Consider the following 23906-nt stretch of genomic DNA (forward strand, 5'->3'; position numbering starts at 1 on the left):
GGAAACGCTGCGCGTACTGAAAAAGGGCGGAAGCTTTGCGATTCACGATATTTTCTCCGAAGCCAGATACGGAGACATGCAGTCCTTTGTCCGGAAGTTAAGGGACATGGGCTATGAAAAAGTCGAACTCATCCCCACGGCAAAGGGAATGTTTATGGAGAAATCGGAGTCTGTCTGGATGGGGCTTTCCGAATCGGCGCTTCTTGTCGGGAGGAAATAACCCAGGGACAGGAATGCGAAAAGAGATATCGGTTGTACGAGAAAACCGGAAGGGATGATCTGAGTCGCCTGAGAGTTTGCAGGAAAACTTCGAGAAAATCTGTTATATTTCAGGCTGATTTGAGTCGTTCTGGGAGATAGCATAATAGAGGAGATAGGAATATGAAAAAACTGGCAATTTTATTCGCAGACGGCTGCGAGGAGATCGAGGGATTGACCGTAGTTGACCTGGCCCGCAGGGCCGGCATCGGGATCGATGGCATTTCCATCAAAGAGGAGACTGAAATCAGGGGCTCCCATGGGATTGTCTTTCAGGCAGACACCTGCATGAGCCGGGCTGCCTGGGAAGACTACGATGGGATCATCCTGCCCGGCACGACCAATCTGGGAGCAGACGGGCGGGTGATCAAGCTGGTGCAGGACTTCGCCGCCGCAGGCAAGCTGGTCGCGGCCATCTGCGCCGCCCCTTCCGTTTTGGCCAAGGCTGGTATTCTGTCCGGCAAGAGGGCGACCTCCAATCCCGGTTTCGCGGACAAGATGGGCGACTGCGATTATTTGACCGACAAGGTGGTGCGTGACGGAAACATCATCACCAGCCGGGCCATGGGAACCGCCTTTGCCTTTGGACTGGCCATTGTGGCCTATGTCAGGGGAGAAGAGGCCGCCCGCAGGCTTGGAGAGGAGACTCTCTACGATTGACAGGCCGGATTGAACGCAGGCTGACTTTGAAGTAGAATAATGAGTCAATATACCGTCATGATCGACTTTTTACACGCAAAGGAGTGCTTATGTCTCAGACAAAATCACATAAACTGTCACTGACCAGCCAGATCTTCATCGCTCTGGTTCTGGCTATCATCGTAGGATCTGCCTTCGCCTATCTGGGCCAGGCCGGCATCATCAAGACCTATATCAAGCCCTTTGGCGTGATTTTTCTGAACCTGATCAAGTGGATCGTAGCTCCCCTGGTCTTCTTCTCGATCATGGCCGGCGTTATCTCCCTGCAGGACGTCCGCAAGGTCGGTTCCATCGGCGGGAAGACCATTAGCTTCTATCTCTGCACGACTGCGTTCGCCATCACCATCGGCCTGATTATCGCCAATCTCTTCAAGGGAATATTCCCCGTTCTGACCACCACCGACCTCTCTTTCAAGGCCCAGTCCTCGGTCAGCTTCATGGACACGATCGTCGGCATCTTCCCCAGCAACTTCATCAAGCCCTTCGCCGAGGCCAATATGCTCCAGGTGATCGTGGCCTCCCTCTTCATCGGATTTGCCATCATGCAGATCGGTCCCAGGATGAGCAAGGTCGAGATGGCTGTCAATATCTTAAATGACACCTGCCTCAAGGTCATGGAGATGATCCTGACCTTCTCCCCCATCGGCGTCTTCTGCCTCCTGGCCCCTGTCGTCGCCGAGAACGGTCCATCCATCCTGGGGTCTTTAGCTGCGGTCCTGGCCGTCGCCTACCTCTGCTATCTGGTTCATGCTATCCTGGTCTACTCCCTCACCGTCCGCATGGCGGCCGGACTCAACCCGATCACATTCTTCAAGGGCATGATGCCGGCCATCCTCTTCGCCTTCTCCTCCGCCTCCTCCGTGGGAACACTCCCCCTCAATATGGAGTGCACGGAGAAACTGGGCGCCAAGAAGGAGATCACCTCCTTCGTCCTTCCCCTGGGAGCCACCATCAATATGGACGGAACCGCCATCTACCAAGGTGTTTGCTCCATCTTTATCGCCTCCTGCTACGGGATCAACCTGACCTTCCCGCAGATGCTGACCATTGTCCTGACCGCGACTCTGGCCTCCATCGGGACTGCCGGGGTCCCGGGTGCCGGCATGGTCATGCTTGCCATGGTGCTTCAGTCGGTCGGTCTTCCTGTTGACGGAATCGCCCTGGTCGCCGGCGTTGACCGTATCTTCGACATGGGCCGTACCACGGTCAATATCACCGGGGATGCGGCCTGCGCCATGGTGGTCAATGCCCTGGAGGACCGCAAGACCGCGAAGAAATCCGCCAAGACGAATTAAGGGACAAGAGCCCCGGTCCAAAACTTGCAGGAATCTGTAAAGCACAGGGGAATTCCATGCATATTACATTCATTACCTATCTCATCGTCCTCCCCCTCCTCTTCCTGGGGGGCTTGGTCGATGCCATTGGCGGCGGGGGCGGCCTGGTCTGCCTCCCCGCTTATCTACTGGCCGGTCTTCCGCCGGTTCCCGCCGTGGCCACCAATAAGTTCTCATCGGCCTGGGGGACCGGACTTACCACCGGCCGCTTCGCCGTCCGGGGTCTGATCCCGTGGCGGGAAGCCATCCCCGCCATTCTTCTGGCCTGTGCGGGATCTGCCCTGGGGGCCCACCTGGCCCTGATCATCAATCCCGGGATTATGTCCTATCTGCTCTATTTCATCCTGCCTGTCACAGCGTTTCTGGTGCTCAACAAGAATCTCTTCAGAGACCATAGCCGGTCCGAGCAGACATCCGATCTTAAGACAAGCATTATCGCCGGCCTTCTGGCCTTCTTTATCGGCATCTATGACGGCTTCTACGGCCCCGGAACCGGCACCTTCCTCATCATCGGCCTGACTAGTTTGGCCCGGCTTCCCATGGCCCGGGCCAACGGAATGACGAAGGCAATCAACCTGACCACCAGTATCTCCGGAGCGGTCGTCTTCCTCCTGCAGGGTCAAGTCCTACTGCCCCTGGCTGTCGCCGCCGCTGTCTCCAATATGTTGGGCAACTATGTGGGAAGCGGTCTTGCCATGAAAAATGGGGCCGGTATTACCCGCCCCATCATCCTCTTTGTGCTCGCTCTCCTCTTCCTGAAGCTGGTCCTTAAGTTCTAAGCGCCATGGCAGCCCGGGCATGTCTTCGGTAGATCTCCTGGACCTTCTTCAGACGGCCCAGGCCGCGGATCTGACAGTCAATCTGTTCAAATGCCCCGGCGGACGCAAAGAGATTCTTCCAAGACGTCTCTTGTGGACCCGCCATATCATTGATTGCATGATCTCCTGCAACCACCATCAGGGGACGAAGGATGATATGCGTATATCCCGCCGATCTCAGTTCCCGAATAAGGCCGTGAATCTCGGTCCTTGGATCTTCTCCGTCAACCGTCGCGATGTAGACATGGTCTTCTCCCAGATCCCGGAAGAGCTCCTGGAACTGCTGATAGACCGCATGGGCCCTGTGCTCTGTCCCGTGTCCCATCAGGACCAGGGCTGTTCTCCCTCCGTCTGCTCCGATCGGATGGCCCGTCTCCATCTCGACGTCTTCTATGATGGCTTCTGCCAGTTCCACCATGTCCCTTGACTTGTAGTCCGCCTCTCTTCTGTCACTTAAGAGGGGGGCTCCCACTGCCACGGATTCGAAGCGGTCCCGGGATTGGTCCAGGATCTTGAGCAGCCGCTCATACTCGAACCCCCGCATGAGATAGGTCGGCTGCAGGACAATCTGCCTGACTCCCGCATCGATGGCCCTCGCAAGAGCCTGACTGACAGAATCCACCTCCTCATGATCCTTCCTCTTCATATGCGCAATCACCCTGGGTGAGCTGAAGGCCCTTCTCAGCAGGAAGTCGGGATAGGCCTCCCCCAGCGCCCGCTCCACGCCTCCGATATCCGTCTCTCTGGTCTCTGCGAAAGAGCTTCCGAAAGAAACCACCAGCAATTCTCTCTCCTGCATTATTTCCCCTCTCTTATCTTGAAGATCCCATATTCCTTCTTATCATAGCACACCGGATTCCCCGGCCGCAGACCCTTCTTGGCTCCCCCTTCCTGTCCTCCAATGCTACAATAGATTCAAACACCGATTTCTCTGTGAGGTCTGTCCATGATTACCCTGCTCTCCCATTTCTTTTTCAAAGACAAATCTTCCATGACTGAGGCCGAACGCCACAGGACATGGGGGATCATTGCCGGTCTTGCCGGGATCCTCCTCAACTGCCTTCTGGCCCTGGTCAAGTTTCTGACCGGCCTTGCGACCGGGTCGATCGCCGTGACCGCGGATGCCCTCAACAACCTCTCCGACGCGGGATCCTCCATCGTAACCCTGGCCGGCTTCCGCCTCTCCTCCCATGAGGCGGACCCGGAGCACCCCTTCGGCCATGGGCGGATCGAATACCTGGCCGGCTTCATTGTCTCCCTTCTCATCCTCCTGATGGCTGCGGAGCTCTTCCGGGATTCGATTCTGGGTCTCTTTAAGAATCAGTCTCCCCATCTGACCATCTTCACCGGGGCGATTCTTGTCCTATCGATTCTGGTCAAACTCTATATGTTCTCCTACAACCGCAGGATCGGCCGCAAGACCGGTTCCTCCACCATCTTGGCAGCCGCAACCGACAGTCTGTCTGACGTCCTCTCTACCGGCGTCGTCCTGGTCTCCCTCCTCCTGACCAGGTGGACCGGGATCGGCCGCATCGATGCCATCGCCGGCATCATCGTGGCCTGCTTCATTACGAAGGCCGGTATTGAGGCCATTCGGGACACCTCCACCCCTCTCCTGGGGCAGGCCCCGGATCCCGCCATGGTTCACAGGATTGAGGAAATCGTCTGCTCCTGTCCATCCATTCTGGGAATCCATGACCTGATCATCCACAACTACGGCCCCGGCTGCGTCTATGTCTCCCTGCACGCCGAGGCCCCGGCCAACTCCCGCCTGCTTGATATCCACGATGAGCTGGACCGGGCGGAAGATGCGATCCGACGGGAGTTCTCCTGCGAGACCACCATCCACATCGACCCCATCATCTTAGACGATCCTGAGGTCCTTAAGATGACAGACCGGATGGTCCGGCTCCTTAAGGGGATTGACCCCCGCCTGAGCATGCATGATTTTCGCATGATTCACAAAAGATCGAAGACCAGACTGGTCTTCGATCTCCTGGTTCCCTATGGATTTCACCTGTCCGACGAGCAGCTTCTAAGGCAGATCCAAGAAGCGGTCCGCCGGCAGATGGGCGCTGACCTGATCTGCTCAATTCATATCGACCGGGACTTCTCGGCAGGGGCCTGATCCGCTTCTCCTCTTCCCTCTTGCTCAACTCATAGTCCTGGCCGGATGATACTCAGAACCCGACCATCTTGCTCAAGCTGGCATTGGGAAGCCATCCCGTATCAATAAAAAGTGCTGCCATCAATCCCCAAGCCGTCTCATTTCAACAAATGAAAAAATAGATTTGTCGCAAAGAGTATGTACCGGTTCAAAGCAGGCTGCGTCTGATCCCGCCCTTAATTTCTCCCTACGAGCAGGCAGACGATAAAGGCCGCGATATCGGCCGCAACAATGGTAGACCCGACCGGCGTCCCCGCCAGAATGGAGATCAGGATCCCGGTCAGAGCACAGATGACCGAAAGGGTCACGGAGCAGATCGTGACCGCCCGAAAACTCTGGAAGACGCGCATGGCCGACAGGGCCGGGAAGATGACCAGGGCCGACACCAGAAGCGCCCCCACCAGGTTCATGGCAAGGACGACCACCAGGGCAATCATAACAGCGATCAGAAGATTCCAGGCCCCCGCGCGGATTCCGACGGCCCTGGCGAAGGTCTCGTCGAAGGTCACCGCGAAGATCCGATGATAGAAGACGATGAACATGGCCACAACGATCATGGACAGAATCAGGCAGAGGATGACATCCTGCATGGTCAGAGTCAGAATGGTCGTCGAGCCGAAGAGGGTCGTTGATATCTCTCCCGCCAGATTTGACGCCGTGCCGAAGATATTCATGAGCAGGTAACCCATGGCAAGAGCGCCGACCGAGAGCATGGCTATGGCCGCATCCCCCTTGATCCTGGCATTCTGCCCGGACCGGAGCAGTACGACCGCCGCCAGCACCGTCAGAGGCAGAATGAGAGCCAGGTGATTGGACATCTTGAGGACGGTAGCAACAGCCATGGCCCCGAAGGCCACATGACTCAGGCCGTCTCCGATATAGGAGTATCTCTTCAGGACCAGGGTCACACCCAGCAGGGAGGAGGACAGGGCAATCAGCACGCCGACCACAAGGGCATAGCGCACAAAGGGATAGGTCAGGTAGTGTGCCAGCGTATCAAGCATGAGCGTCTCCTTTCTTGAGATAGCGCTGTCCGATCGGGCTATGAGCGAATTCCTCGGCGCTTCCGAAGAAGGTCTCATCCCCCAGGTAGAGGATGTGACTGGCATTTTCAGCCGCCGCCCGCACATCATGAGAGATCATGATAATGGAAATCCCCTCCTTATGAAGCTTCTCCACCAGCTCATACATGGCCAGGGAGGCCCTGGGATCAAGCCCGGTCACCGGCTCGTCCAAGAGGAGGATCCGGTCGGTCGCCGCCAGGGCCCGGGCCAGAAGAACCCTCTGCTGTTGACCGCCCGACAGCTTGCGGTAGGATTGGTCCTGCAGATGGCAGATACCCAGCCGCCGCATGCACAGATGAGCCCGCTTCTTCTCCTCACGCCTGTAAAAGGGGTGCCAGGGACCTCTGGCCTGACAGCCGCTTAGAACGATTTCCAGGACCGATGCCGGGAAATCTCGCTGGGTCTGGGTCTGCTGCGGCAGATAGCCGATTCCTCCCGCGGCGACCTCCTCATCCAGGAAGATCCTGCCGGACCGGGGGGCCTGTAGCTTGAGCAGGGTCCGCATCAGGGTGGTCTTGCCCGCCCCGTTCTCACCCACAATATAGAGGTAGGCCCCCTTGGGCAGGCTGAAATTCAGTTGCTCCACCAGAATCTGCTCTCCGTATCCCAGGGTCAGATCCCTGCAGGTTAAAATATCCTTCTCTTCTTCTCTCATTGCACCTGTCCTGTCTGAGCTGCCGGCCTCCTCTTTGGCTTTGGCCCGGTCTTGCATCCTCTTAAAACGGCCAAATATCCTGCCCTATGACAAGGACAGGATATCTTCTGCTTCCTATTGGCTCATGAAGTCAGTTCATGGCCTGCTTGAGCAGGTCTAAGTTCTTGCTCATCACATTGATATAAGTCGCCCCCTTGGCCACATCCTCCGCCTTGACGGACTGCATGGAGTCGAGGCTTAAGATCTTGAGATCTGCGACCTGGGAATTCTGCTTGATGGACTCTGCCAGCTTATGGGTCTCTCCCTCAATGGTCAGGACTGCCGGCAGCTTGAGCTCCTTAATCTTTCCGGCCAGAAATGCCACCGTCTCGAAGCTGGCCTCGGACTCGGCATCACAGCCCTCAAAGGCGGCGAAATAGTCCAGGCCGTAGTCGTTTACCATATAGCGGAAGGGGAAGCGGTCGCCGAAGACCAGGGTCTTGTGCTTGGCAGAATTGACAGCAGACTGGTACTTCTGATCCAGCTCGTCTAAGATCTCTCCGTAGGCCTTGGCATTCTTGGCGTAAGAGGCCTCATTGTCCGGATCTGTCTCTGACAGGGTCTTCTGAATCTGATCGACCGCGATCTTGGCATTCTTTAGAGAGAGCCAGACGTGCTCATCCAGTTCCTCCTCTCCCTCTTTGTGATCCTCGTGGGTGTTCTCCTGCATTCCCTCTTTCTTCTCGACAGGCTTAACCCGGTCCTTCAGGACTTCCATCAGGTTGATCGTCTTCTGCTTGGGATTGGTCTTATTCTTCAGAGCGTCCTCAACCCAGGCGTCAGACTCGCCTCCCACATAGACGAATACGTCCGCAGAGGAGACCTTGGCGATATCTTCCACCGTGGGCTGGAAGCTATGCAGGTCTACGCCCTTGTCCATCAGCATTGTCACTTCCGCCTGATCGGCCTTGTCTCCCAGGACGCGCATGACCCAGTCATACTCCGGGAAAATCGTTGTCACAATCTTGAGCTTCTTCCCCTGGTCCTTGGTCTCCTGCGTGCTTTGATTCGCATTCTTGCCGCCGCAGGCCATCAGACCGAATACGCACAGTCCCGCCAACAGAATGGCGGCGATTTTCTTTCCTCTTGCTCTCATTCTCTTCTCCTCTACAATCGCAATACAAGATATTTGCATCAACTTCCATGCGGCCTTCAATCCGTCCGACTTGGCACCGGCTTCTCGCGGCAGTCCCGGCAGAGTCCGAAGAAGGTCGTCCTGGTCGGATTGACGGCGAAGCCATGCTGATCCAGGATATGCTTCGCGAGAGCATCGATCCTCTGACAGTCCAGATGAATCAGCCTGCCGCAGGACTCACACTTGAGATGATAGTGCTCACGACAGTGATCGCTCTCATCTCCCAGATACTCAAAGCAGGCAGCCGTCTTCTCGTCAATCAGATACTTGCGAACCAGCCCCTCTGAGACCAGCTTGTCCAGTTGACGATAGATGGTCGTCGTTCCGATCCCAAGCTCAAGGTCTCTGCAATAGGAGACCACATCCGCGGCGGTAAAATGCTTCCCGCCGGTTGACTCCATATAGGCAAGCAACTGCCTTCTCTGTCTGGTCTGATACGCAGCCTTCTTCATTCAATCCGGTCATCCCTTCTTTAATCTGAAAACCATTTCCATATTATGCAAGTCTCCCTCCGGCTTGTCAATATGAAAATCACTTTCAAATTGTCTTCCTGAAAATAATGCTTGCGTCTCTATCGGAAATCCGCTACAATAAACATCGTTGCATCGGGATGTAGCGCAGGTGGTAGCGCGCTTGACTGGGGGTCAAGAGGCCGCAGGTTCAAGTCCTGTCATTCCGACTGATCAAAAGACCCGGCAGATTTGTCTGCCGGGTCTTTTATAGTTGATCCGTGGGTTATACCCTCGTCCTGTTTTCATTTTCCATCGAATCAGACCTCCGGCCTCAATCTTCCCTGACCTGCCCATAGCGGCAGAGGGCTCTGACGGCCTGTTCATAATCTTCTCTTCGTCTGCTTCTTTGAATGGCCTTCAGATAGCGGTCCCCGTCGGTGTAGCGGTCCTTCAGATAGGTCCAGACCTCCTTCATTCGAAAGAGGGCATTGCCGTAGCCGTCCATCTCCCTGGCATAACTGTGGAAGAGGTCTCCTGTGAATTCTTCCAGCTCGGCCGGGCCGGCAGGCGGACCTCCCCGCATCTTGCGAAAGAGGGCCGGATCCCGCAGGAGACCCCGGCCGATCATCAAGCCGTCCAGCCTTCTATCCGGATCATGCCCGGCCGCTGCCGCAAGAACTTCATCCCCGTCCTGGGGCTTGAGAATATCTCCATTATAGGAGATTGGCAAACGATTCCCCTCAAGAGCCAGGAAGAAAGCATCTCGATCGGGATTGCCCTGGTAAGCGGCCCGTCCAACCCTGGCGTGAATGATCAGGCGCTCCAGCGGATAGGCGTTATAGATCCGGATCAGGTCTTCCATCTCCCCCGGGTCATCTATGCCCAGTCGGCTCTTGACCGATACTCTGACTCTTCTCCCGGAGCGGTCCAGGTCCTCAAAGACCCGGTCCAAAAATCGCTCCAGCTTAAGCGTATCTACAAGCATCCCGCTCCCCTTCCCCTTGGTCACAACCGTAGGAGAAGGACAGCCGGCATTGAGGTTGACCTCCTCATAGCCCAGATCCTCCAGGTACCGGCAGCCCCAGAGAAAGAGGTCCGGATCATTGGCCATCAGCTGGGGCACCAGGCGCGGACTGCCGGCAGGGAATACCCTCTTCTGATTCTTAGGATCTATCTCCCTTTTCTCTCTTGTCTTGAAGGAGTGGTGCTGGTTCACCACCAGAAAAGGCGTGTAGCAGGTATCCGGCCCGGGAAAATATCTGACCAGAGCATTGCGAAAGACATAGCCTGTCAGTCCCTCCATGGGCGCCAGTTCCAATCGGATATCCTCTCTCATCTTATCCTCTTTCTCTTATGAACCTGCCCCTGATCCCTGACTACAGGCCCAATTCATCCGTGATTTCCTCGGCCTGCCCAAGCACCGCCTCGAATTTATCCAGGGCCGCATCCAGGGGAGCTCTTGTGTTCAAATCGACACCGGCGTGGCGAAGTTCATCCAGAGGATGCCTGGAGGACCCCATGGACAGAAAGTCCAGATAGCGCTTCACAGCGGGCGCACCCTCTCTCCTGATCCCCTCCGACAGGGCCACCGCCGTAGAGTAGCCGGTCGCGTAGACGTAGACATAGAAGGGTCGATAGAAATGGGGGATTCTGGCCCACTCATATTTGACCTCATCATCCAGGACAAGCCCATCGCCGAAATAATCTCTGACCAGGTCCAGATAAACGGCATTGAGACTTTCTGAATCCAGTGCCTCTCTCCTCTGGGCCTTCTCGTGAACAAGCTGCTCGAACTCGGCGAACATGGTCTGCCGGTAGACCGTCCCCTTGAAGTTCTCCAGATACTGGTTGAGCAGAACCAGCTTCTCCTTCCGATCCGTCGTCCGGTCCAGGAGATTCTCAATCAGCAGGTTCTCGTTCACCGTGGAGGCCACCTCTGCCACAAAGAGGCTGTAGTTCGCATAGTGGGGCGGCTGGCTTTTCCTGGTATACCAGCTGTGCATGGAGTGGCCCATCTCATGGGCCAGAGTAGACACAGAATCCAGGCTTCCGCTGAAATTGGTCAGAATGTAGGGATTGGACCGATAGGTCCCCGCGGAGAAGGCGCCTCCCCTCTTGCCCAGGTTCGGGTAAACATCGATCCAACGGTTGGAAAATGCCTCCCGGACGACCCTGCCATACTCCTCCCCCAGAGGACGGACGGCATCTATGACCATCTGTCTTGCCCGGTCATAGGTGTAAGCCATGGCGGGCTGACCGACCAGAGGGGCATAGAGGTCGTAGTAGTGGAGTTCCTCCAGTCCCAGCAGGCGCTTGCGCAGGTCGACATATCGGTACATGGTCGGCAGATGATCCCGGACTGTCGCAAGCAGGTGATTGTATACCTGTTCGGGTATATGGTTCTCCTCCATGGACATACGGCGGGAGGAGGCATAGCGGCGAACTTCCGCCGTTGTCACAGCCGACTTGACTGCCGCGGAATAGGTGGAGGCCAGGGTGTTAATATGCTGCCGATAGGTCTTGTAGAAGGATTCGAAGGCCTTATGGCGAAGGACCCGGTCCGTAGAGGATTGCAGCTGAATATAGGAGGATCCGCTGACCTGGTGCATCCTCCCATTGGCGTCCTCTGCGTCCTCGAACACCATATCCGCATCCATCAGACTCTCCGAGATGCCTGCGGGCGCGCCCAGGACTTCCCCGTAGCTGGCCAGAAGAGCCTCCTGGTCTGCGGGCAGGGTATGGGGCTTCTGATCCAGCAGGTCCTCCATCATCTGCCGGTAGTCATCGAGCAGCGGGTCCGCCACGATCTCCCTCAGATCCTCTTCGTCCAGGGAGAGGATCTCGGGAACCGCAAAGGAGAGTCTTGCCATAGCCCGGACATACTTGCCGTAAATAACCGCATACATCCTCTGCCCGGCCGCCTCCCGGGTGTCCTCACTCTTTCGGAGCATGGCGTACTCAAAGAGGTCCGACATCAGGAGGTCCAGTTCCTCGCTCTTATCATAGAAGGCCCGGATACTGGCGGCGTCCCGGAGCTTCCCCCGGAAGGCGGTCGCCTCCTCGATGATGGGATCAAGCCCCGGCAGGGCCTTCTCCCAGTCCTCGTCCGAGGCATAGAGAGAGGACAGGTCCCACATATACTCGGGATCCATCTCCCCGCGTTCCCGTAATTTCCGGCTCATCTTTCCCTCCTCATCCTTTCTGCCTGCCCCTTCTTTTGCTGATCTTCCTTCTGATTCCCATCCGATGCCAAGTCCAAATCCCCGCACAAGGCCTCGTCCCAGGCCAAAGCCAGTTTCTCAAGTGACCAGGCCGCATTGGCCGGACTGGTCGAGGGCAGCTGCCGGACATGGGCATGCTCCCGATCGGGGTGTTCGCGATAGAACCGGTCCAAAAGCGGGGTCAGATACTTCCGGAAATAGCGATAGGATGTCGCCCCGTTGCAGAGAATCATTCGAATGGGGCTTGCGGCCAGCAGCGAAGGGATGTCTGACGGAATCACATTCTTAATAGAAGCGTCCGAGGAGCCCCGGATATCGCACTCCGCGATGGTGTCCCAGGCGGCGATATGATTGGCATGGAGGAAGCTTTTCTTCTCCTCTTTGGTCCAGGGGAAGTCCGGGAAATCCCGTCGCAAAGAGCGCTCTTCCTCCCGACTTCTGGCCCAGGAAACCGGGGGAATCCGGCTGAGACAGCCGGAAAAGATCCGATCTGTCTGTCCTCTCTTCGGCCGGGTCCCTGGATCCGCAAGAGACCGGGCATCCAGTCGTCCGGCTTCTTGCAGGAGAAAAAGCAGCCGCCAGAATCGATTCTGTGGGTGTCCATAGTAGAAGGCTGCCTCTCTGGATTTGACCGAGGGAACGGATCCGAGCACCAGGATCCGTGACTCCTCATCGTATTCGGGCCCGAAGTCCGCATGCGTAACGTGACTGTATTCCAAGCTGTCCCCCTTGTGATTTCCCGGAAGGGCGAAGACTGCCGGTCTTCTGCTTCCTGACCGGTATCCTTCGCGCAATTCCAAGCTTTTTCGTGTTTTACTTGTGTGCAATGAAAATTATATTTTGCATCCCGGATCCTGTCAAACAGACATCCTGTGGTAGAATGATGTCAATGTTCTAAGGAGGATCCGACCATGTACATTCAACTGGAAAACCAAGTGATCTACTACGAGAAGTCCGGGCAGGGAGACCCCATCCTTCTCCTCCACGGCAATGGCGGAAGCCACGGAGAGTTTGACGTCCTGACCGCGGACCTGGAGCTTGACTACACGGTCTATGCCATGGACTCGCGAGGGCAGGGTCTCTCCGCCCGGCCGGCGGAATTCCACTACCAGGATATGGCGGATGATGTCGTTCGCCTGATTCAGACCTTAGAGATCAGAAAACCGGCCATCTATGGCTTTTCCGACGGCGGCATCATCGGCCTTCTCGTGGCCTCTCAGCACCCCGATCTGATCTCCAAGCTCATGATCAGCGGGGCCAATCTCTCCCCCCGCGGCGTCCGTCGTCCGGTCCGCTATCAGATCAAGCGCCTGGCCAGGAAGACCCAGGATCCCCTGCAGACGCTGATGCTGCAGGAACCCCATATCACAGAGGAAGATCTGGCGCGGATCTCCTGCCCGACTCTGGTTCTGGCCGGGTCTATGGATGTAATTCTGCCCCGGGAGACAAGGCGGATCGCCGATGGGATCCCGAATTCCGAGCTCCTGATCCTGCCCAGGGAGACCCACTCCTCCTATGTTCTCCACTCTCCCAAGCTGGGACCCATTCTCCGCAAATTTCTAAACCCGGAAGCCTTCTAGAGCCCGGGCGACGTCCGGGTCAAATCAGCCAGATCCTTCTTATAGATCATCAGGTGCCGGGCCTCAAAATCCATCATCACTTCTCCCGCCCGAAGGAAGAGATAATGTCCCCCCTCCTTCGGGTCCACGACCAGCTCATCCATCTCAAAGGGGGTCTCCCCTGCCGCCCGATAGATGATATTGACATCCTCCATATGAATTGTCAGGCGGCTTGAGAGAATGCAGGCGGAGAACTCGGCAATGGTCACCAATTGCTTGGGCACTACATTCTCAAACTCACTCTCCTCGTCCGACCGGCTGGAGGATGCTCTCTCTATCCCGTGAAAATCAACGCGAAGCGAATCCCCCTCTGCCTGCAGGCGCACCCGGATCCGACCGTAGTCCTCCAGGAAAGACAAGAGAGGAACAGGGCCGTTCATCTCGATCTCTTCCATGAAGAAGTCCCTCTCCTTCAGCTTCCTGTAGACGCGTTCCACAGCCCGGTCGATCTTGGCGGCGACACGGAGGTCTCCCCCATATTTGCTTGTCTGCATCCGCAGGCGAATGGCCAGTTGAGCCTGCAGGTAGGCCGAGTAAGCTGACACCAGATCCGGTGCAAAGCCAATCCCCTCCTCCATCAGATGTCCCATACGAAGAGCCACATCTGCGAACTTCCCCCGGTACTCCCTGTGACAGAGAATATCCTTGGTCCTTGCGTAGAGCATACTGATCAGGTTGGCGCAGGCGGCGGGACTTTGAATCAGTCCCTGCCCCCGCTCGAACATATCCGCAAGCTTATAGGTTGATTCAAAGATCCCCTGTGCGGCCCCAAGGGTAAAATATGAGGCAGCTCTCCCATAATCCGGTTTCCCGTCCAGGCGGCCATAGTAGTAGATGTAGCCCAGGGTATTGGCGTAAGAAGCGTCATCGGTCAGGGCCAGGAGCTTCTCCATACAGGCTCTGCTGACTTCATAGTCACAGGGGAAGACCTCATTGCCCCCATAGGAACCGTAGCCCTTGGCCTCCAGGCAGACCAGCTCCTCCTTAGCGCAACCCTCCTCGACAAATTGCTCATAGAGGGCCCGCTCATAGGGGCTGGCCTTGGTCAACATCTGTTCTGTCATCCTGGCGACAAAGTCCCGCTTGTCCTCACTGCTGTAATTGCTGATCTGAATCTCTGCCATGTGTCCCCCGCAATCTCTGCTGATTCCACCCGCATGTCCGCTCTCGGCCGGACAATGTGCCTTCTGTCGTCAAATCCTCGCAAAACTATTTTCATTTTAGCATTATTTGTCTGAAAATCATGGGGTTTTAACCGGCCTCATGGTATAATGACCTAGAATATTTCAGAAGACCGATAACAGCAGAGGTAAGTATGTTATACGCAATTGGAAAGAATAAAATTGTCCGCGCTGATAACGACGGCATATCTGTAGCGGAAATCCACTTCCGCGAGACGGCCCCCCATCTCTATGAGATCACCGAGGTGCTGACTGCGGCTCCTGATGACGATGACAAGGATCTCGACAAGCTCATGCTAAAGATGGTCAGCCATATGCGAAAGCACGGCAACCATATCTATACCAGAGATGACTTCGCCCAGGAGTGGCTGGAAGATCACCCGGAATCGCATGATATCTGGCAGGACTGCCCCTCTCTTGCATCCGCTCCTGCGGCCGCTCCTCAGACAAGCGCTTCTTCGGACGCGGGAGATGATCCGGAGGATGCCCCCCTTTCCGAGCCCTCTGCTCTCCCTAAGAAGGGCCTGACCGCCGCAGAGCTTCCGGCCAAGGGAGCTCGCAAATTCGGTCGTTTCCTTCAGTTCCTGAGTGCCCTTCTCATGCTCGCCGTGGTCGCTGTCTTCGTATGGTCCGCCGTACAGAATATCGCGACGGTCTCCGAGACCCTCAAGGATACGGCGACGGGTCTCAATGTATTTCGACTGGCGACCCTGCTGACACCCATTCTCGGCGTCCTCATGACCCTGTGGATCCTCTCCCGCAGAAGATTTATGGTGGATGGGGTGAAGACCCGGCTGGATTGCGGACGCGGAGCCTTCCCCTTTGCAATCCTCCTGGTAGCCCTGATCCTGACTCCCACCGCCTCGGTCTACCTGGCCAACCTCATCCAGTCGGGGACCCATGCCGGCCTTGCCACAGGGCTTCGCGCCTACCTGTCCGTCTTCTCTGAGCGAGCCCTGACGGAGGGAGGCCTGGCAGGGGCAGGACTTCTTCTGAGCATCATTCGTCAGTTCCTCGGACGATAGTCTCCCCTGTCATCAAATCAGATCACAAAAAAGGCCCGATGGAAGCCAACCCCTGATCCAGTTCCTGATGGGCGCTCTCTGCCAATTCCGCCTTCTGATCCACCAGCCTGGCTGCCTCGGCCAGTTCTTCCTCATAGCCGGATAGGGCCGAAAAGGGGGCAAACTGAGCTGCCCGGATCGTCATGTCCGCATGTGGATGTCTTCGCACGCCCTTCCAGTCCAGGTCCAGGATATCTCCATACCTATCCTCGACTCCCCGGTCACCTGCCCGCACTGCTTTCTCTTCCAAAGGCTCATCTCCTCGTCTCTGCCGACGGATCCTCTTTTCAGCCTCTGACCCCAGGCTGCCCCTAGGCCCTGTGGCCTCCGATCTGCTGATTGCGGCTCCTGGCATTCGCTCCCTCCATGAGGTCCGTTCCCCGCAGGACCGCATTCTTCCCAAAGCGCTTCTTGAGCTTCAAAACCGCTTCCTGGGCCTTCTTCTCCCGCGCTTCCTCCTGCCGGGCCAACTCCCTTTTCGCCCTCTCCTCTCCATAATCCCTGAAGAGATCCAGCTGGTCGTACTCGCCTGCCGGCTTCTGCTGCCCCTCCGCAAGGACCCGGGCGGCTGTCAAAGTCAGCCTCCGCACTAAGAGTTCCTTTTGACTGATCCGGTCATAGAGGTCCAGAAGGAAGCGGCTGATCAGGCGCTGTGAGGAGCTGTAGTAGGGCAGTAGGACCGAGCCATGTGCCGCTTTTGGAACAGGCCGTCCATAGTAGTCGGTCTGCACCGGCCCCTGATAGGTGGCTTGTCCCTGGGACAGGTCCAGATTGCTCCTGTCATAGCCCACCGTCAGGAGGAGCTGATTGGTCTGGAGTCTCTTGTCGATCAGGTCCAGGACAAGGCTGTCACACATCTCCCGCAGGAGGATGCGGGCAAGTGCATTCGATGTCGGCTCCTGCAGGACCTGTCCGATCCCAAGAGACTTGCTCTTGGGCTGATAGGCCCGGTAATCCGCAATGGTCACAGGCTCCCTGCCCCAGGCGTGATCGATCAGGTACTCCGCATTGACACCGAAGACCCGAAAGAGCAGGTCCTCGTCCAAGAGGGAGAGACGGGCGATATCACCCTGGCTCTTAAGGCCCAGGGACGACAGTTTTCTTGCAGTGCCAGATCCTATACGCCAGAAATCCGTCAATGGTGTGTGCTCCCAGAGCATTCGCCGATAGCCGGCCTCATCCAGCTCCACAATCCTGGCCCCGGTTTCATCCGCCGGCACATGCTTGGCCACGATATCCATAGCCACCTTAGAGAGGTACATATTGGGGGCGATTCCCGCCGTTGCCGTAATTCCCGTCTCCTCAAGAACCTGTCGTATGATCCTGGTGGTCAGCTGACGGGCCGTAAGCCCGTAGGTCCTCAGGTAGTGCGTCAGATCCAGGAAGACCTCGTCAATGGAATAGACGAGAATATCCTCCGGGGCCACATAGTTCAGATAGATCTGATAGATAGCGGCGGAGACCTCCTCATAGCGCTTCATCCGGGGTCTGGCCACAATATAGTCCAGTCTCAGCCCGGGTCTTATCGCAAGTTCCGGTGCCTGGCAGGAGGCCCCCTCAAGCGCCCTGCCCCCGTTGGCATAAGTCCTGGCCGCATTGATCCGGTCTACCGCCCGCATGAGTTCAAAGAGTCGGACCCTGCCCCCGATTCCATAGGCCCGGAGCGAGGGAGAGACCGCAAGACAGATGGTCTTCTCGGTCCGACTCAGGTCTGCGACCACCAGATTCGTCGTGAGCGGATCCAGCTTGCGGTCCCGGCACTCGACCGAGGCATAGAAGCTCTTTAGGTCAATAGCGACATAGGTCCGCTCCTGCCCGATCGACATCTCTCCTCTTTGCCTCCTTACTTCTGAAGCCACTTCCTCCAGTCCTCAATGATAGACCGATCATCGAAGTAATTGATCCGCATGGCATCCCGCACCTGTCCTAAGGTCTCGTCGGTGCAGGCAACGGCATTGGCTGTTCCGCTGACCAGAATGTCATAGACCGCCGGGATATCCGCCTCCCACTTGGCCCTTGCCCGGCGAATGGGGGCCAACTGCTCCTCCATGACCTTGATGAGGAACTTCTTACACTTGACATCTCCCAGCCCGCCCCTCTCATAGTGGTCTTTCATCTCCCGGAGGCTGCTGTAGTCCGGCAGGTACTCATCGAAGAGCTCGTCCCGGCAGAAGGCATCCAGATAAGTAAACACCATATTGCCCTCGACATGACCCGGATCATTGATGTTCACATGCTCCGGGTCTGTGTACATGCTCATGATCTTGCTCTTCACCGTCGCCGCATCATCCGACAGGTAGATGCAGTTGCCCAGAGACTTGGACATCTTGGCCTTGCCGTCAATGCCCGGCAGGCGGCGCTGGGCCTCAGACTCCGGCAGGAGGATATCCGGCTCCACCAGGATATCTCTCCGGTAGGTCTGGTTGAAGCGGCGGACAATCTCCCGGGTCTGCTCGATCATAGGCTCCTGGTCCTCCCCGACAGGGACCGCAGTCGCCTTGAAGGCTGTGATATCCGCCGCCTGAGAGACGGGATAGGTGAAGAATCCCGCGGGCAGACCCTGTATGTTGTCATTCTCCCCCTCAGCCGCGGAGAAGCCCCGCATCCCCATCTCCGCCTTCACCGTCGGATTCCTGGACAGACGCTGGGTCGTGACCAGGTTCATGTAGTAGAAGGTCAGGGCGTGCAGGGCCGGGATCCCGGACTGGACACAGATGTTGGACCGGTCCGGGTCGATTCCTGTGGACAGGTAGTCTAAGGTCACCTCGATGATATTGTCCCGAATCTTCTGGGGATCATCCCAGTTGTCCGTCAGAGCCTGGTCGTCCGCAATCAAGATGTTGATCTGGTCGAATTCTCCGGTATTCTGCAACTGCACCCGCCGCTGCAGAGAACCTACATAATGTCCCAGGTGCAGTTTTCCTGTGGGTCGGTCCCCGGTCAGGATGATTTTCTTCTCGCTGTCTTTGGCTAGCATAATTCTCTCCAATCGAATCTATGTTCTGTATATTACCATGATTTCTCCCGCTGCGCCAGAGTCAATCAGGTCAATCCCACAATCGCAAGGGCCTCCGGGTCCCGATAATCTCGGATCACCGGGATCTTGTCCCGGATGACCTCCTCCTCTATCTCTTTTGACATGGGTCTCCGGGGCGGCGCGTAGAGGACTCCTTTTATTCCAAGGGCCCTGGAGCCCAGGACGTCATGGCGGAAGTTGTCCCCGATGAAGACGCAGTTTCGGGGGCTGATGTCCGCCTCCTTGAGGCAGAATTCAAAGAAGCCCCTTGACGGCTTCTCAAAACCGGTCAACTCCGAGGGAATGATCTGTGTAATCAGGTCCGACAGACCCAAGCGGGCTATCTTCTGGTACTGGGGGAAGGCCGTCAGGTTCGTCCCCACTCCCACATAGACCCCACGGTCCTTCAAGCCCGCAAGGACTTGCACAATGCCCGGCTCCGGGGTCAGATGACGGAAGGTCTCCTGCCAGTAGATCTCCTCAAGAACTCCTGCATGGGGGCATGCCGGATAGCCAAGTTCCTCTAGGAACATCGCATTTCTGAGAGTCCTGGAGTGACAGGCCAGGTTGTCACTGCCCAGACGCTCCTCCAGGGCATCCATATGGCGGTATATGCCCTCATGATAGGATCTGAGATCTCCCTCATAGCCAAGCTCCGTCTGCAGGTATGCAAGGGAAGCCTCCTCCGCGGCCCGGTTGCAGACCTCGAAATTGTAGAGGGTGTCGTCCAAATCGAAAAAAACAGCGCGATCCGGCATAGGCTATCCTTTCTCTTCTTCTCCTGTCTTCGAATTCTCCGCCATTATAGCACAGAACTCCGGGACAACCGTCCCGGAGTTCCGTCTGCGCCGTGCGATCTCCTCGCCCTTATCTCAGATGTCTTAATTCCTTCTTGATCTTGCTGAAATCCTGGACCAGTTCCAAGGTCCCCAGGAAATTCCCCTCCCTGTCGCGAACCGCCAGGTACTGGATCTTGACCGGCCTCAAGGGATTTGGAATCCATCTCTCATAGGAATCCCTGCTTCCCTCCTTGAATTCACGGATCAGCTGCTCTACAACCGGCCGGATGCGAACCGGATGACAATCATAGACCTTTCGGCCCAGGGCGGACTTGGGTCTTGCGAACACTCTGCCCCGGTTGGAGAAGAACCGGTTGATCTCATCGGCGTCGATGAAGGTGATGTCGATCGGAAGCAGGTCGAAGACTGCCTGCAGCTGAGCCAGGGTCATCTCCCCTTGTTCAAAGCGAATGACCCCATCGGAGTATACGGAAGTCCCGGCCGAAGCCCTCTTTTCCGCAAGAAGCCTGTCTCCCTCCTCCCAGTGGGGGATGGCATCGATGAAAACAGGCCCCATCTCAAAGAGGTCCTCATAGACGGACACCCACTCTTCCTCTGTGAAGTGCTCCATGGCCATGGGCAGAAGAATCTTCTCCTCCTTATAGATCATCTCTTCCATGCGCTGATATACAGCGGCAATATCCTCTTTGACCGCGTCAAACATGGCCCCGGCCCGGTTGTTCTCCAGGGCGGAAGCCATCGAGGCGGTCAGGCGGCCAAGCTCCGCCTTGATCTCGTCATCCACTCCCCACATGACATTGCTCGGGCCGGAAATGCCATAGCGCTCCAGGGGAGGCATGATGGATTCCTCCTTCTTTCCGTAGAGAATCCGGACCCTCTTTAAGTCGGCCAGCTCCTCCTGGATCTGGTCCAGATCTCTTCCGAAGCCCAGGTCAAGCCTGGCCCTCTTCAGTTTCTTCTCAAGAGCGGCATTCTCCCTGTGGAAATAGTCGACGGGGTGCCCCTGGGGAATCTTATAGCCCGCCTCTTCACTCTTAGCCTCCTCTTCCGCCCAGACCTCTGCTTCGGTCTTGCCGTGGAAGAGGGCTGAGTGCAGGTCGCAGAGCTTCTGCACCTCCGCCGGGTCCATTCCCTCGCGAATCAGGGACTGCTCGGCCTCCGCGATCTCATGGACGGAGACCGCCTCGAAATGCCTGATGAAATCCCGGCGGACCGACTCCAGGTCCTCGCCCCGACCGACGCGGGAGATATAGTCTTTGAGGAGGCCGACCCGCTCCTGTCCTGTGGCCAGTTCCCGGTCCGCCTCTCTGGAGCGGATGAGGTACTCGTCTTCCTTCCGGCTCTCTTCGTCCTTCCGGCTCGCGTCGGCCTGTCCTCCCTGCAGGTCCACCTCCGACTGCTTCTGCCGCTTCCTTGAGAAATCCTCCGGCAGTCCGATCACGCGGAAGCCGGCCTCCTCGAATCGATCCACGATCTTGTCCAGGGGGATTCCCTTGACCGCCGCCCCCTTGGGCACGGTCATCAGCTTACCCATCAGCTTCAGGGCAGCCGGAGAACTGATCTCCTTAAAGCCAAGCTCTGCCATAATCGGAATGAAGTCCTCATATTCCCCGGCCAGATCAGCCACCTTCTTATTGAAGTCCAATACGCGAATCATCGTCCACCTCCCGGCTCTTTGTCCTCGATCTGTTAGTATTTACTTACTTGCCATGGACTTATGATAAGGGCTTGGGCCTTCTTTTTCTGTTGTTTTTCCAACACTATCAATCTGCTTACAACATTTTTCGTCCGGGCCGGGACCGGACCCCGCCGGGAAACCCGGCGGATCTCACGGCGGAATCAGTCTTCCAGCAGGCCAAGCCGGCGCAGCACATCCGTGACCTTCTCCACCGGCAGGATCTCAAGCTGGTCCCTGACCTCATCGGCCACATCGCGCAGGTCCTGTTCATTGTCCTTGGGGATGAATACCGTCTTGACACCGGCCCTCTGGGCCGCCATCAGTTTCTCCGGCAGGCCCCCGATGGGATTGATGTTGCCCTGCAGGGACAGCTCCCCCGTCATGGCGTAATGGGGCGAGATGGGCCTGTCTGTCAGAAGAGAGGCCAGAGCCGTCACCAGGGTGATTCCCGCGGAGGGACCGTCCTTGGGCGTCGCCCCATCGGGAACGTGTATGTGAAGATCATGCTCTGCCAAGAGGTCAGACCGGTCCGGGTAGAGCTTCTTGGCCAGACTGACAGCGATCTGGACAGACTCCTTCATGACGTCTCCCAGCTGTCCGGTCACCCGAACCTTGCCGCTGCCCCTGACGAGTATGGTCTCGATGTAGAGAATGCTTCCCCCGACCGGGGTCCAGGCCAGGCCTGTGATAACGCCGGGGTCGGCGGAATCCTTAACCCGGTTGTGAATCATGGGGTTCACATCCAGGAAATCCGGTAGCTTCTCCCCGGTCACTTCGATCCTCTGCCGGTCTCCCTCCAGATACCGGACCACCGCCACCCGGCAGATGGTATCCAGTTGCTTCTTGAGCCCCCGGACTCCTCCCTCTCGGGTATAGTCCTCGATGAGGGCATCAATGGCATCATCGCTGACTGAGATCTGGTCCGGACCAAGCCCCACCTTGTCCAGGCTCTTGGCCAGGAGGTGCTCTCTGGCGATCGCGTGCTTCTCAAGGGGGGTATAGCCCCGAAATGAGATCTGTTCCATGCGGTTTAAGAGGGGGGCCGGTATGGTATCGATTGCGTTAGCCGTGCAGATGAAGAAGACATCGGACAGGTCATAGGGAACATTCATATAGTGGTCCGTAAAGCTATTGTTCTGCTCCGGGTCCAGGACCTCCAGAAGGGCGCTGGCGGGGTCTCCGTTATAGGACTGGCCGAGCTTGTCGATCTCATCTAAGACCATGACCGGGTTCGATACCCCGGACTTATTGATCCCGTCCATGATGCGGCCGGGCATGGCCCCCAGGTAGGTCCTCCTGTGGCCCCGAATATCCGCCTCATCGCGAACTCCTCCCAGAGAGACCCGGACATACTCCCGGTCCAGAGCCCTGGCGATGGACTTCCCGATCGACGTCTTGCCTGTGCCCGGCGCTCCCACGAAGAGGAGGATGGAGCCGGCCTGCTGCTGCTTCAGATTCATGACTGCGACCTGCTGAATGATCCGCTCCTTGACCTTCTTCAGACCATAGTGGTCCTCATCCAGGATCTTCCTGGCCTTTTCAAGATCAATCGGCTCCGCCTTCTCCTTCTTCCAGGAGAGGGAGCTGATAAAATCCAGGTAGTCATAGAGCATACCTGACTCCTGTGAGTTCTGTCCCTCCTGCTTGAGACGGTTTAGGACCTTCCTGGCTTCTTTCCTGGCCTCTCCCTTCATCCCGGACTCATCGATGGCCAGCTCGAGGCGGCGGATATCCGACACGCTGTCGGGATGCATCCCGTCCAGTTCCTTCTGCAGATAGTCGATCTGCTTCTTGATGGCCTGCTCCCGGTAGAGTTTCTGATAGTCCTCCTCCTGGGCATTCTTGGCCTCCAGATTGATCCGGTTCATCTCCACATTCTGATAGGCGATCTTCTCCGCCAGCTCCATACGCTCCCGGTCCGAGTCAACAGCCAGGAGTTCATAGCGCTCACCGGCCCCCTCCATGATCCAGGGGCTCATCATGGCGATGGCCTCATTCATACTGCCAATCTGCGCCAGATAGGTCCGGATCCCGCTCTCCCAGGGCTGTCCGGCGGCAGCGCGGACCATCTCCTGCTTGAGCTTCATCAAATGGTCCTTCTCCAATTCCTGATCGAGATCATTTCGAGACTCTCTTCGGCTGACGGCGAGCTCTATGCTGTGATCCTTGTAGATGGTGATTGCGTCCAGGTTCCGGCGGCCTCCCGTGTGGATGACCAGGAATCCGTTCTCCTGACTGTACTCTACCACCTCTCCCGTTACTCCGATCGGATAGAAGGAATCTTCACGAAACTGGTCGCGGGTCTTTCTCTCCCTCAGGGCGATCAGCATGACCCTCTCCCCGATCTTGGGGGTCTTGCCTGTCATATTCTGATAGGTCTCGGTCCGTAGGTACATGTTGGCATCCGGCACTAAGACGATATTATATACGGGAACAACGGTCATCAATATATCCTCCTTCGATTTACAAGGTTTCCTCGGCAGAGCAGAGCATAAGACAGGATCGGATCGCTTCTGTCTCCGCCATAGACGGCCCCTGCTTTTAATTGTTCAAAATGTAATTAGCACTTGAATCTGTTTGTTGCTAATTCTGTCGTCTCATCTTACACCCGCCGCAAAAAACAAGTCAAGTTCTTCCTGGAAGAAAATAAAGGGGCTGTGAAAAAACTTCCCTAATGAAAAGAGCGTTCTCGTGCACCAAAGGTGC

At 56.8% G+C, this 23906-nt stretch carries 21 protein-coding genes, 1 tRNA gene and 1 pseudogene; 8 read left to right on the forward strand and 15 right to left on the reverse strand.

The genetic code is table 11. From position 1 onward, the window contains the following. The 4 genes and pseudogenes from ACO5R6_RS06270 to ACO5R6_RS06285 all read left to right on the forward strand — a co-directional run. Positions 1-220, forward strand: a pseudogene (locus ACO5R6_RS06270) (class I SAM-dependent methyltransferase); the annotation flags it as partial. Positions 221-381: 161 nt separating this feature from the next. Next, positions 382-918: a DJ-1 family glyoxalase III gene (locus tag ACO5R6_RS06275; protein WP_485626336.1), complete on the forward strand. Its 537-nt coding sequence runs from the start codon at positions 382-384 to the stop codon at positions 916-918. Positions 919-1007: 89 nt separating this feature from the next. Beyond that, positions 1008-2252, forward strand: a complete 1245-nt coding sequence (locus tag ACO5R6_RS06280; RefSeq protein WP_485626337.1) for a dicarboxylate/amino acid:cation symporter — start codon at positions 1008-1010, stop codon at positions 2250-2252. 56 nt (positions 2253-2308) lie between these two features. Continuing rightward, complete coding sequence (locus ACO5R6_RS06285; RefSeq protein WP_485626338.1) at positions 2309-3070, forward strand: sulfite exporter TauE/SafE family protein; 762 nt, start codon at positions 2309-2311, stop codon at positions 3068-3070. Here ACO5R6_RS06285 and ACO5R6_RS06290 read toward each other — a convergent pair. After that, on the reverse strand, positions 3060-3908 hold the full coding sequence (locus ACO5R6_RS06290) for a sirohydrochlorin cobaltochelatase (protein ID WP_485626339.1): 849 nt from the start codon (positions 3906-3908) through the stop codon (positions 3060-3062). The genes ACO5R6_RS06285 and ACO5R6_RS06290 overlap by 11 nt on opposite strands. Before the next feature lie 192 nt (positions 3909-4100). On the opposite strand from ACO5R6_RS06290, the gene ACO5R6_RS06295 reads away from it, so the two are divergent. Beyond that, complete coding sequence (locus ACO5R6_RS06295; protein ID WP_485626340.1) at positions 4101-5237, forward strand: cation diffusion facilitator family transporter; 1137 nt, start codon at positions 4101-4103, stop codon at positions 5235-5237. Between the two features lie 215 nt (positions 5238-5452). On the opposite strand, the gene ACO5R6_RS06300 is transcribed toward ACO5R6_RS06295, so the two are convergent. From ACO5R6_RS06300 to ACO5R6_RS06315, 4 genes are all read right to left on the reverse strand, one after another. Beyond that, positions 5453-6280 (reverse strand): metal ABC transporter permease, encoded by an 828-nt coding sequence (locus ACO5R6_RS06300; protein ID WP_485626341.1) that lies wholly within the window; start codon positions 6278-6280, stop codon positions 5453-5455. Beyond that, positions 6273-6995, reverse strand: a complete 723-nt coding sequence (locus tag ACO5R6_RS06305; RefSeq protein WP_485626342.1) for a metal ABC transporter ATP-binding protein — start codon at positions 6993-6995, stop codon at positions 6273-6275. The genes ACO5R6_RS06300 and ACO5R6_RS06305 overlap by 8 nt, the downstream gene beginning before the upstream one ends. 130 nt (positions 6996-7125) lie before the next feature. After that, positions 7126-8130, reverse strand: coding sequence for a metal ABC transporter substrate-binding protein (locus tag ACO5R6_RS06310; protein WP_485626343.1), 1005 nt, complete (start codon positions 8128-8130; stop codon positions 7126-7128). A 56-nt stretch (positions 8131-8186) separates the two neighbouring features. Beyond that, positions 8187-8621 carry a Fur family transcriptional regulator gene (locus ACO5R6_RS06315; RefSeq protein ID WP_485626344.1) on the reverse strand — a complete coding sequence of 145 codons (435 nt, stop codon included), beginning with the start codon at positions 8619-8621 and terminating at the stop codon, positions 8187-8189. Between the two features lie 154 nt (positions 8622-8775). Here ACO5R6_RS06315 and ACO5R6_RS06320 point away from each other — a divergent pair. Then, positions 8776-8848, forward strand: a tRNA-Pro gene (locus ACO5R6_RS06320). Between the two features lie 104 nt (positions 8849-8952). On the opposite strand, the gene ACO5R6_RS06325 is transcribed toward ACO5R6_RS06320, so the two are convergent. The 3 genes from ACO5R6_RS06325 to ACO5R6_RS06335 are packed head-to-tail and all read right to left on the reverse strand — an operon-like array spanning position 8953 to position 12561. Continuing rightward, positions 8953-9957, reverse strand: a complete 1005-nt coding sequence (locus ACO5R6_RS06325) for a tRNA dihydrouridine synthase (protein ID WP_485626345.1) — start codon at positions 9955-9957, stop codon at positions 8953-8955. 40 nt (positions 9958-9997) lie between these two features. Then, positions 9998-11803: an oligoendopeptidase F gene (gene pepF, locus ACO5R6_RS06330; protein ID WP_485626346.1), complete on the reverse strand. Its 1806-nt coding sequence runs from the start codon at positions 11801-11803 to the stop codon at positions 9998-10000. Continuing rightward, positions 11800-12561 (reverse strand): uracil-DNA glycosylase family protein, encoded by a 762-nt coding sequence (locus ACO5R6_RS06335; RefSeq protein ID WP_485626347.1) that lies wholly within the window; start codon positions 12559-12561, stop codon positions 11800-11802. Before ACO5R6_RS06335 ends, pepF begins: the two co-directional genes overlap by 4 nt. Before the next feature lie 192 nt (positions 12562-12753). On the opposite strand from ACO5R6_RS06335, the gene ACO5R6_RS06340 reads away from it, so the two are divergent. After that, the gene (locus ACO5R6_RS06340) at positions 12754-13422 is read left to right on the forward strand and encodes an alpha/beta fold hydrolase (protein ID WP_485626348.1); all 669 of its coding nucleotides are present in this window, start codon (positions 12754-12756) and stop codon (positions 13420-13422) included. Here the strand turns inward: ACO5R6_RS06340 and ACO5R6_RS06345 are convergent. After that, the gene (locus ACO5R6_RS06345) at positions 13419-14585 is read right to left on the reverse strand and encodes an SEL1-like repeat protein (RefSeq protein WP_485626349.1); all 1167 of its coding nucleotides are present in this window, start codon (positions 14583-14585) and stop codon (positions 13419-13421) included. The genes ACO5R6_RS06340 and ACO5R6_RS06345 overlap by 4 nt on opposite strands. Before the next feature lie 191 nt (positions 14586-14776). On the opposite strand from ACO5R6_RS06345, the gene ACO5R6_RS06350 reads away from it, so the two are divergent. Further along, positions 14777-15667: a hypothetical protein gene (locus ACO5R6_RS06350; protein WP_485626351.1), complete on the forward strand. Its 891-nt coding sequence runs from the start codon at positions 14777-14779 to the stop codon at positions 15665-15667. Between the two features lie 22 nt (positions 15668-15689). Here the strand turns inward: ACO5R6_RS06350 and ACO5R6_RS06355 are convergent, their stop codons facing one another. The 6 genes from ACO5R6_RS06355 to lon all read right to left on the reverse strand — a co-directional run bounded on the left by ACO5R6_RS06355 (position 15690) and on the right by lon (position 23644). After that, entirely contained in the window at positions 15690-15956 is a 267-nt protein-coding gene (locus ACO5R6_RS06355) for a hypothetical protein (RefSeq protein WP_485626352.1), read from the reverse strand. 61 nt (positions 15957-16017) lie between these two features. Continuing rightward, positions 16018-17532: a Y-family DNA polymerase gene (locus ACO5R6_RS06360; protein WP_485626353.1), complete on the reverse strand. Its 1515-nt coding sequence runs from the start codon at positions 17530-17532 to the stop codon at positions 16018-16020. 17 nt (positions 17533-17549) lie between these two features. Next, positions 17550-18683, reverse strand: coding sequence for a tryptophan--tRNA ligase (gene trpS, locus ACO5R6_RS06365; protein ID WP_485626354.1), 1134 nt, complete (start codon positions 18681-18683; stop codon positions 17550-17552). Positions 18684-18748: 65 nt separating this feature from the next. Then, complete coding sequence (locus ACO5R6_RS06370) at positions 18749-19480, reverse strand: HAD family hydrolase (RefSeq protein WP_485626355.1); 732 nt, start codon at positions 19478-19480, stop codon at positions 18749-18751. A gap of 109 nt (positions 19481-19589) precedes the next feature. Then, positions 19590-21179, reverse strand: coding sequence for a DUF438 domain-containing protein (locus tag ACO5R6_RS06375; protein WP_485626356.1), 1590 nt, complete (start codon positions 21177-21179; stop codon positions 19590-19592). Positions 21180-21361: 182 nt separating this feature from the next. Then, entirely contained in the window at positions 21362-23644 is a 2283-nt protein-coding gene (gene lon / locus ACO5R6_RS06380) for an endopeptidase La (RefSeq protein ID WP_485626357.1), read from the reverse strand. Between the last annotated feature and the right edge of the window lie 262 nt (positions 23645-23906).

It is taken from the genome of Shuttleworthella sp., from assembly GCF_057251025.1.

What these genes read in the sequence shown, in the direction of transcription:
- ACO5R6_RS06275 (WP_485626336.1), top strand. Translation starts at nt 382, where the DNA reads ATGAAAAAACTGGCAATTTTATTCGCAGACGGCTGCGAGGAGATCGAG.
- ACO5R6_RS06280 (WP_485626337.1), top strand. Translation starts at nt 1,008, where the DNA reads ATGTCTCAGACAAAATCACATAAACTGTCACTGACCAGCCAGATCTTC.
- ACO5R6_RS06285 (WP_485626338.1), top strand. Translation starts at nt 2,309, where the DNA reads ATGCATATTACATTCATTACCTATCTCATCGTCCTCCCCCTCCTCTTC.
- ACO5R6_RS06290 (WP_485626339.1), bottom strand. Translation starts at nt 3,908, where the DNA reads ATGCAGGAGAGAGAATTGCTGGTGGTTTCTTTCGGAAGCTCTTTCGCA.
- ACO5R6_RS06295 (WP_485626340.1), top strand. Translation starts at nt 4,101, where the DNA reads ATGACTGAGGCCGAACGCCACAGGACATGGGGGATCATTGCCGGTCTT.
- ACO5R6_RS06300 (WP_485626341.1), bottom strand. Translation starts at nt 6,280, where the DNA reads ATGCTTGATACGCTGGCACACTACCTGACCTATCCCTTTGTGCGCTAT.
- ACO5R6_RS06305 (WP_485626342.1), bottom strand. Translation starts at nt 6,995, where the DNA reads ATGAGAGAAGAAGAGAAGGATATTTTAACCTGCAGGGATCTGACCCTG.
- ACO5R6_RS06310 (WP_485626343.1), bottom strand. Translation starts at nt 8,130, where the DNA reads ATGAGAGCAAGAGGAAAGAAAATCGCCGCCATTCTGTTGGCGGGACTG.
- ACO5R6_RS06315 (WP_485626344.1), bottom strand. Translation starts at nt 8,621, where the DNA reads ATGAAGAAGGCTGCGTATCAGACCAGACAGAGAAGGCAGTTGCTTGCC.
- ACO5R6_RS06325 (WP_485626345.1), bottom strand. Translation starts at nt 9,957, where the DNA reads ATGAGAGAGGATATCCGATTGGAACTGGCGCCCATGGAGGGACTGACA.
- pepF (WP_485626346.1), bottom strand. Translation starts at nt 11,803, where the DNA reads ATGAGCCGGAAATTACGGGAACGCGGGGAGATGGATCCCGAGTATATG.
- ACO5R6_RS06340 (WP_485626348.1), top strand. Translation starts at nt 12,754, where the DNA reads ATGTACATTCAACTGGAAAACCAAGTGATCTACTACGAGAAGTCCGGG.
- ACO5R6_RS06345 (WP_485626349.1), bottom strand. Translation starts at nt 14,585, where the DNA reads ATGGCAGAGATTCAGATCAGCAATTACAGCAGTGAGGACAAGCGGGAC.
- ACO5R6_RS06350 (WP_485626351.1), top strand. Translation starts at nt 14,777, where the DNA reads ATGTTATACGCAATTGGAAAGAATAAAATTGTCCGCGCTGATAACGAC.
- ACO5R6_RS06360 (WP_485626353.1), bottom strand. Translation starts at nt 17,532, where the DNA reads ATGTCGATCGGGCAGGAGCGGACCTATGTCGCTATTGACCTAAAGAGC.
- trpS (WP_485626354.1), bottom strand. Translation starts at nt 18,683, where the DNA reads ATGCTAGCCAAAGACAGCGAGAAGAAAATCATCCTGACCGGGGACCGA.
- ACO5R6_RS06370 (WP_485626355.1), bottom strand. Translation starts at nt 19,480, where the DNA reads ATGCCGGATCGCGCTGTTTTTTTCGATTTGGACGACACCCTCTACAAT.
- ACO5R6_RS06375 (WP_485626356.1), bottom strand. Translation starts at nt 21,179, where the DNA reads ATGATTCGCGTATTGGACTTCAATAAGAAGGTGGCTGATCTGGCCGGG.
- lon (WP_485626357.1), bottom strand. Translation starts at nt 23,644, where the DNA reads ATGACCGTTGTTCCCGTATATAATATCGTCTTAGTGCCGGATGCCAAC.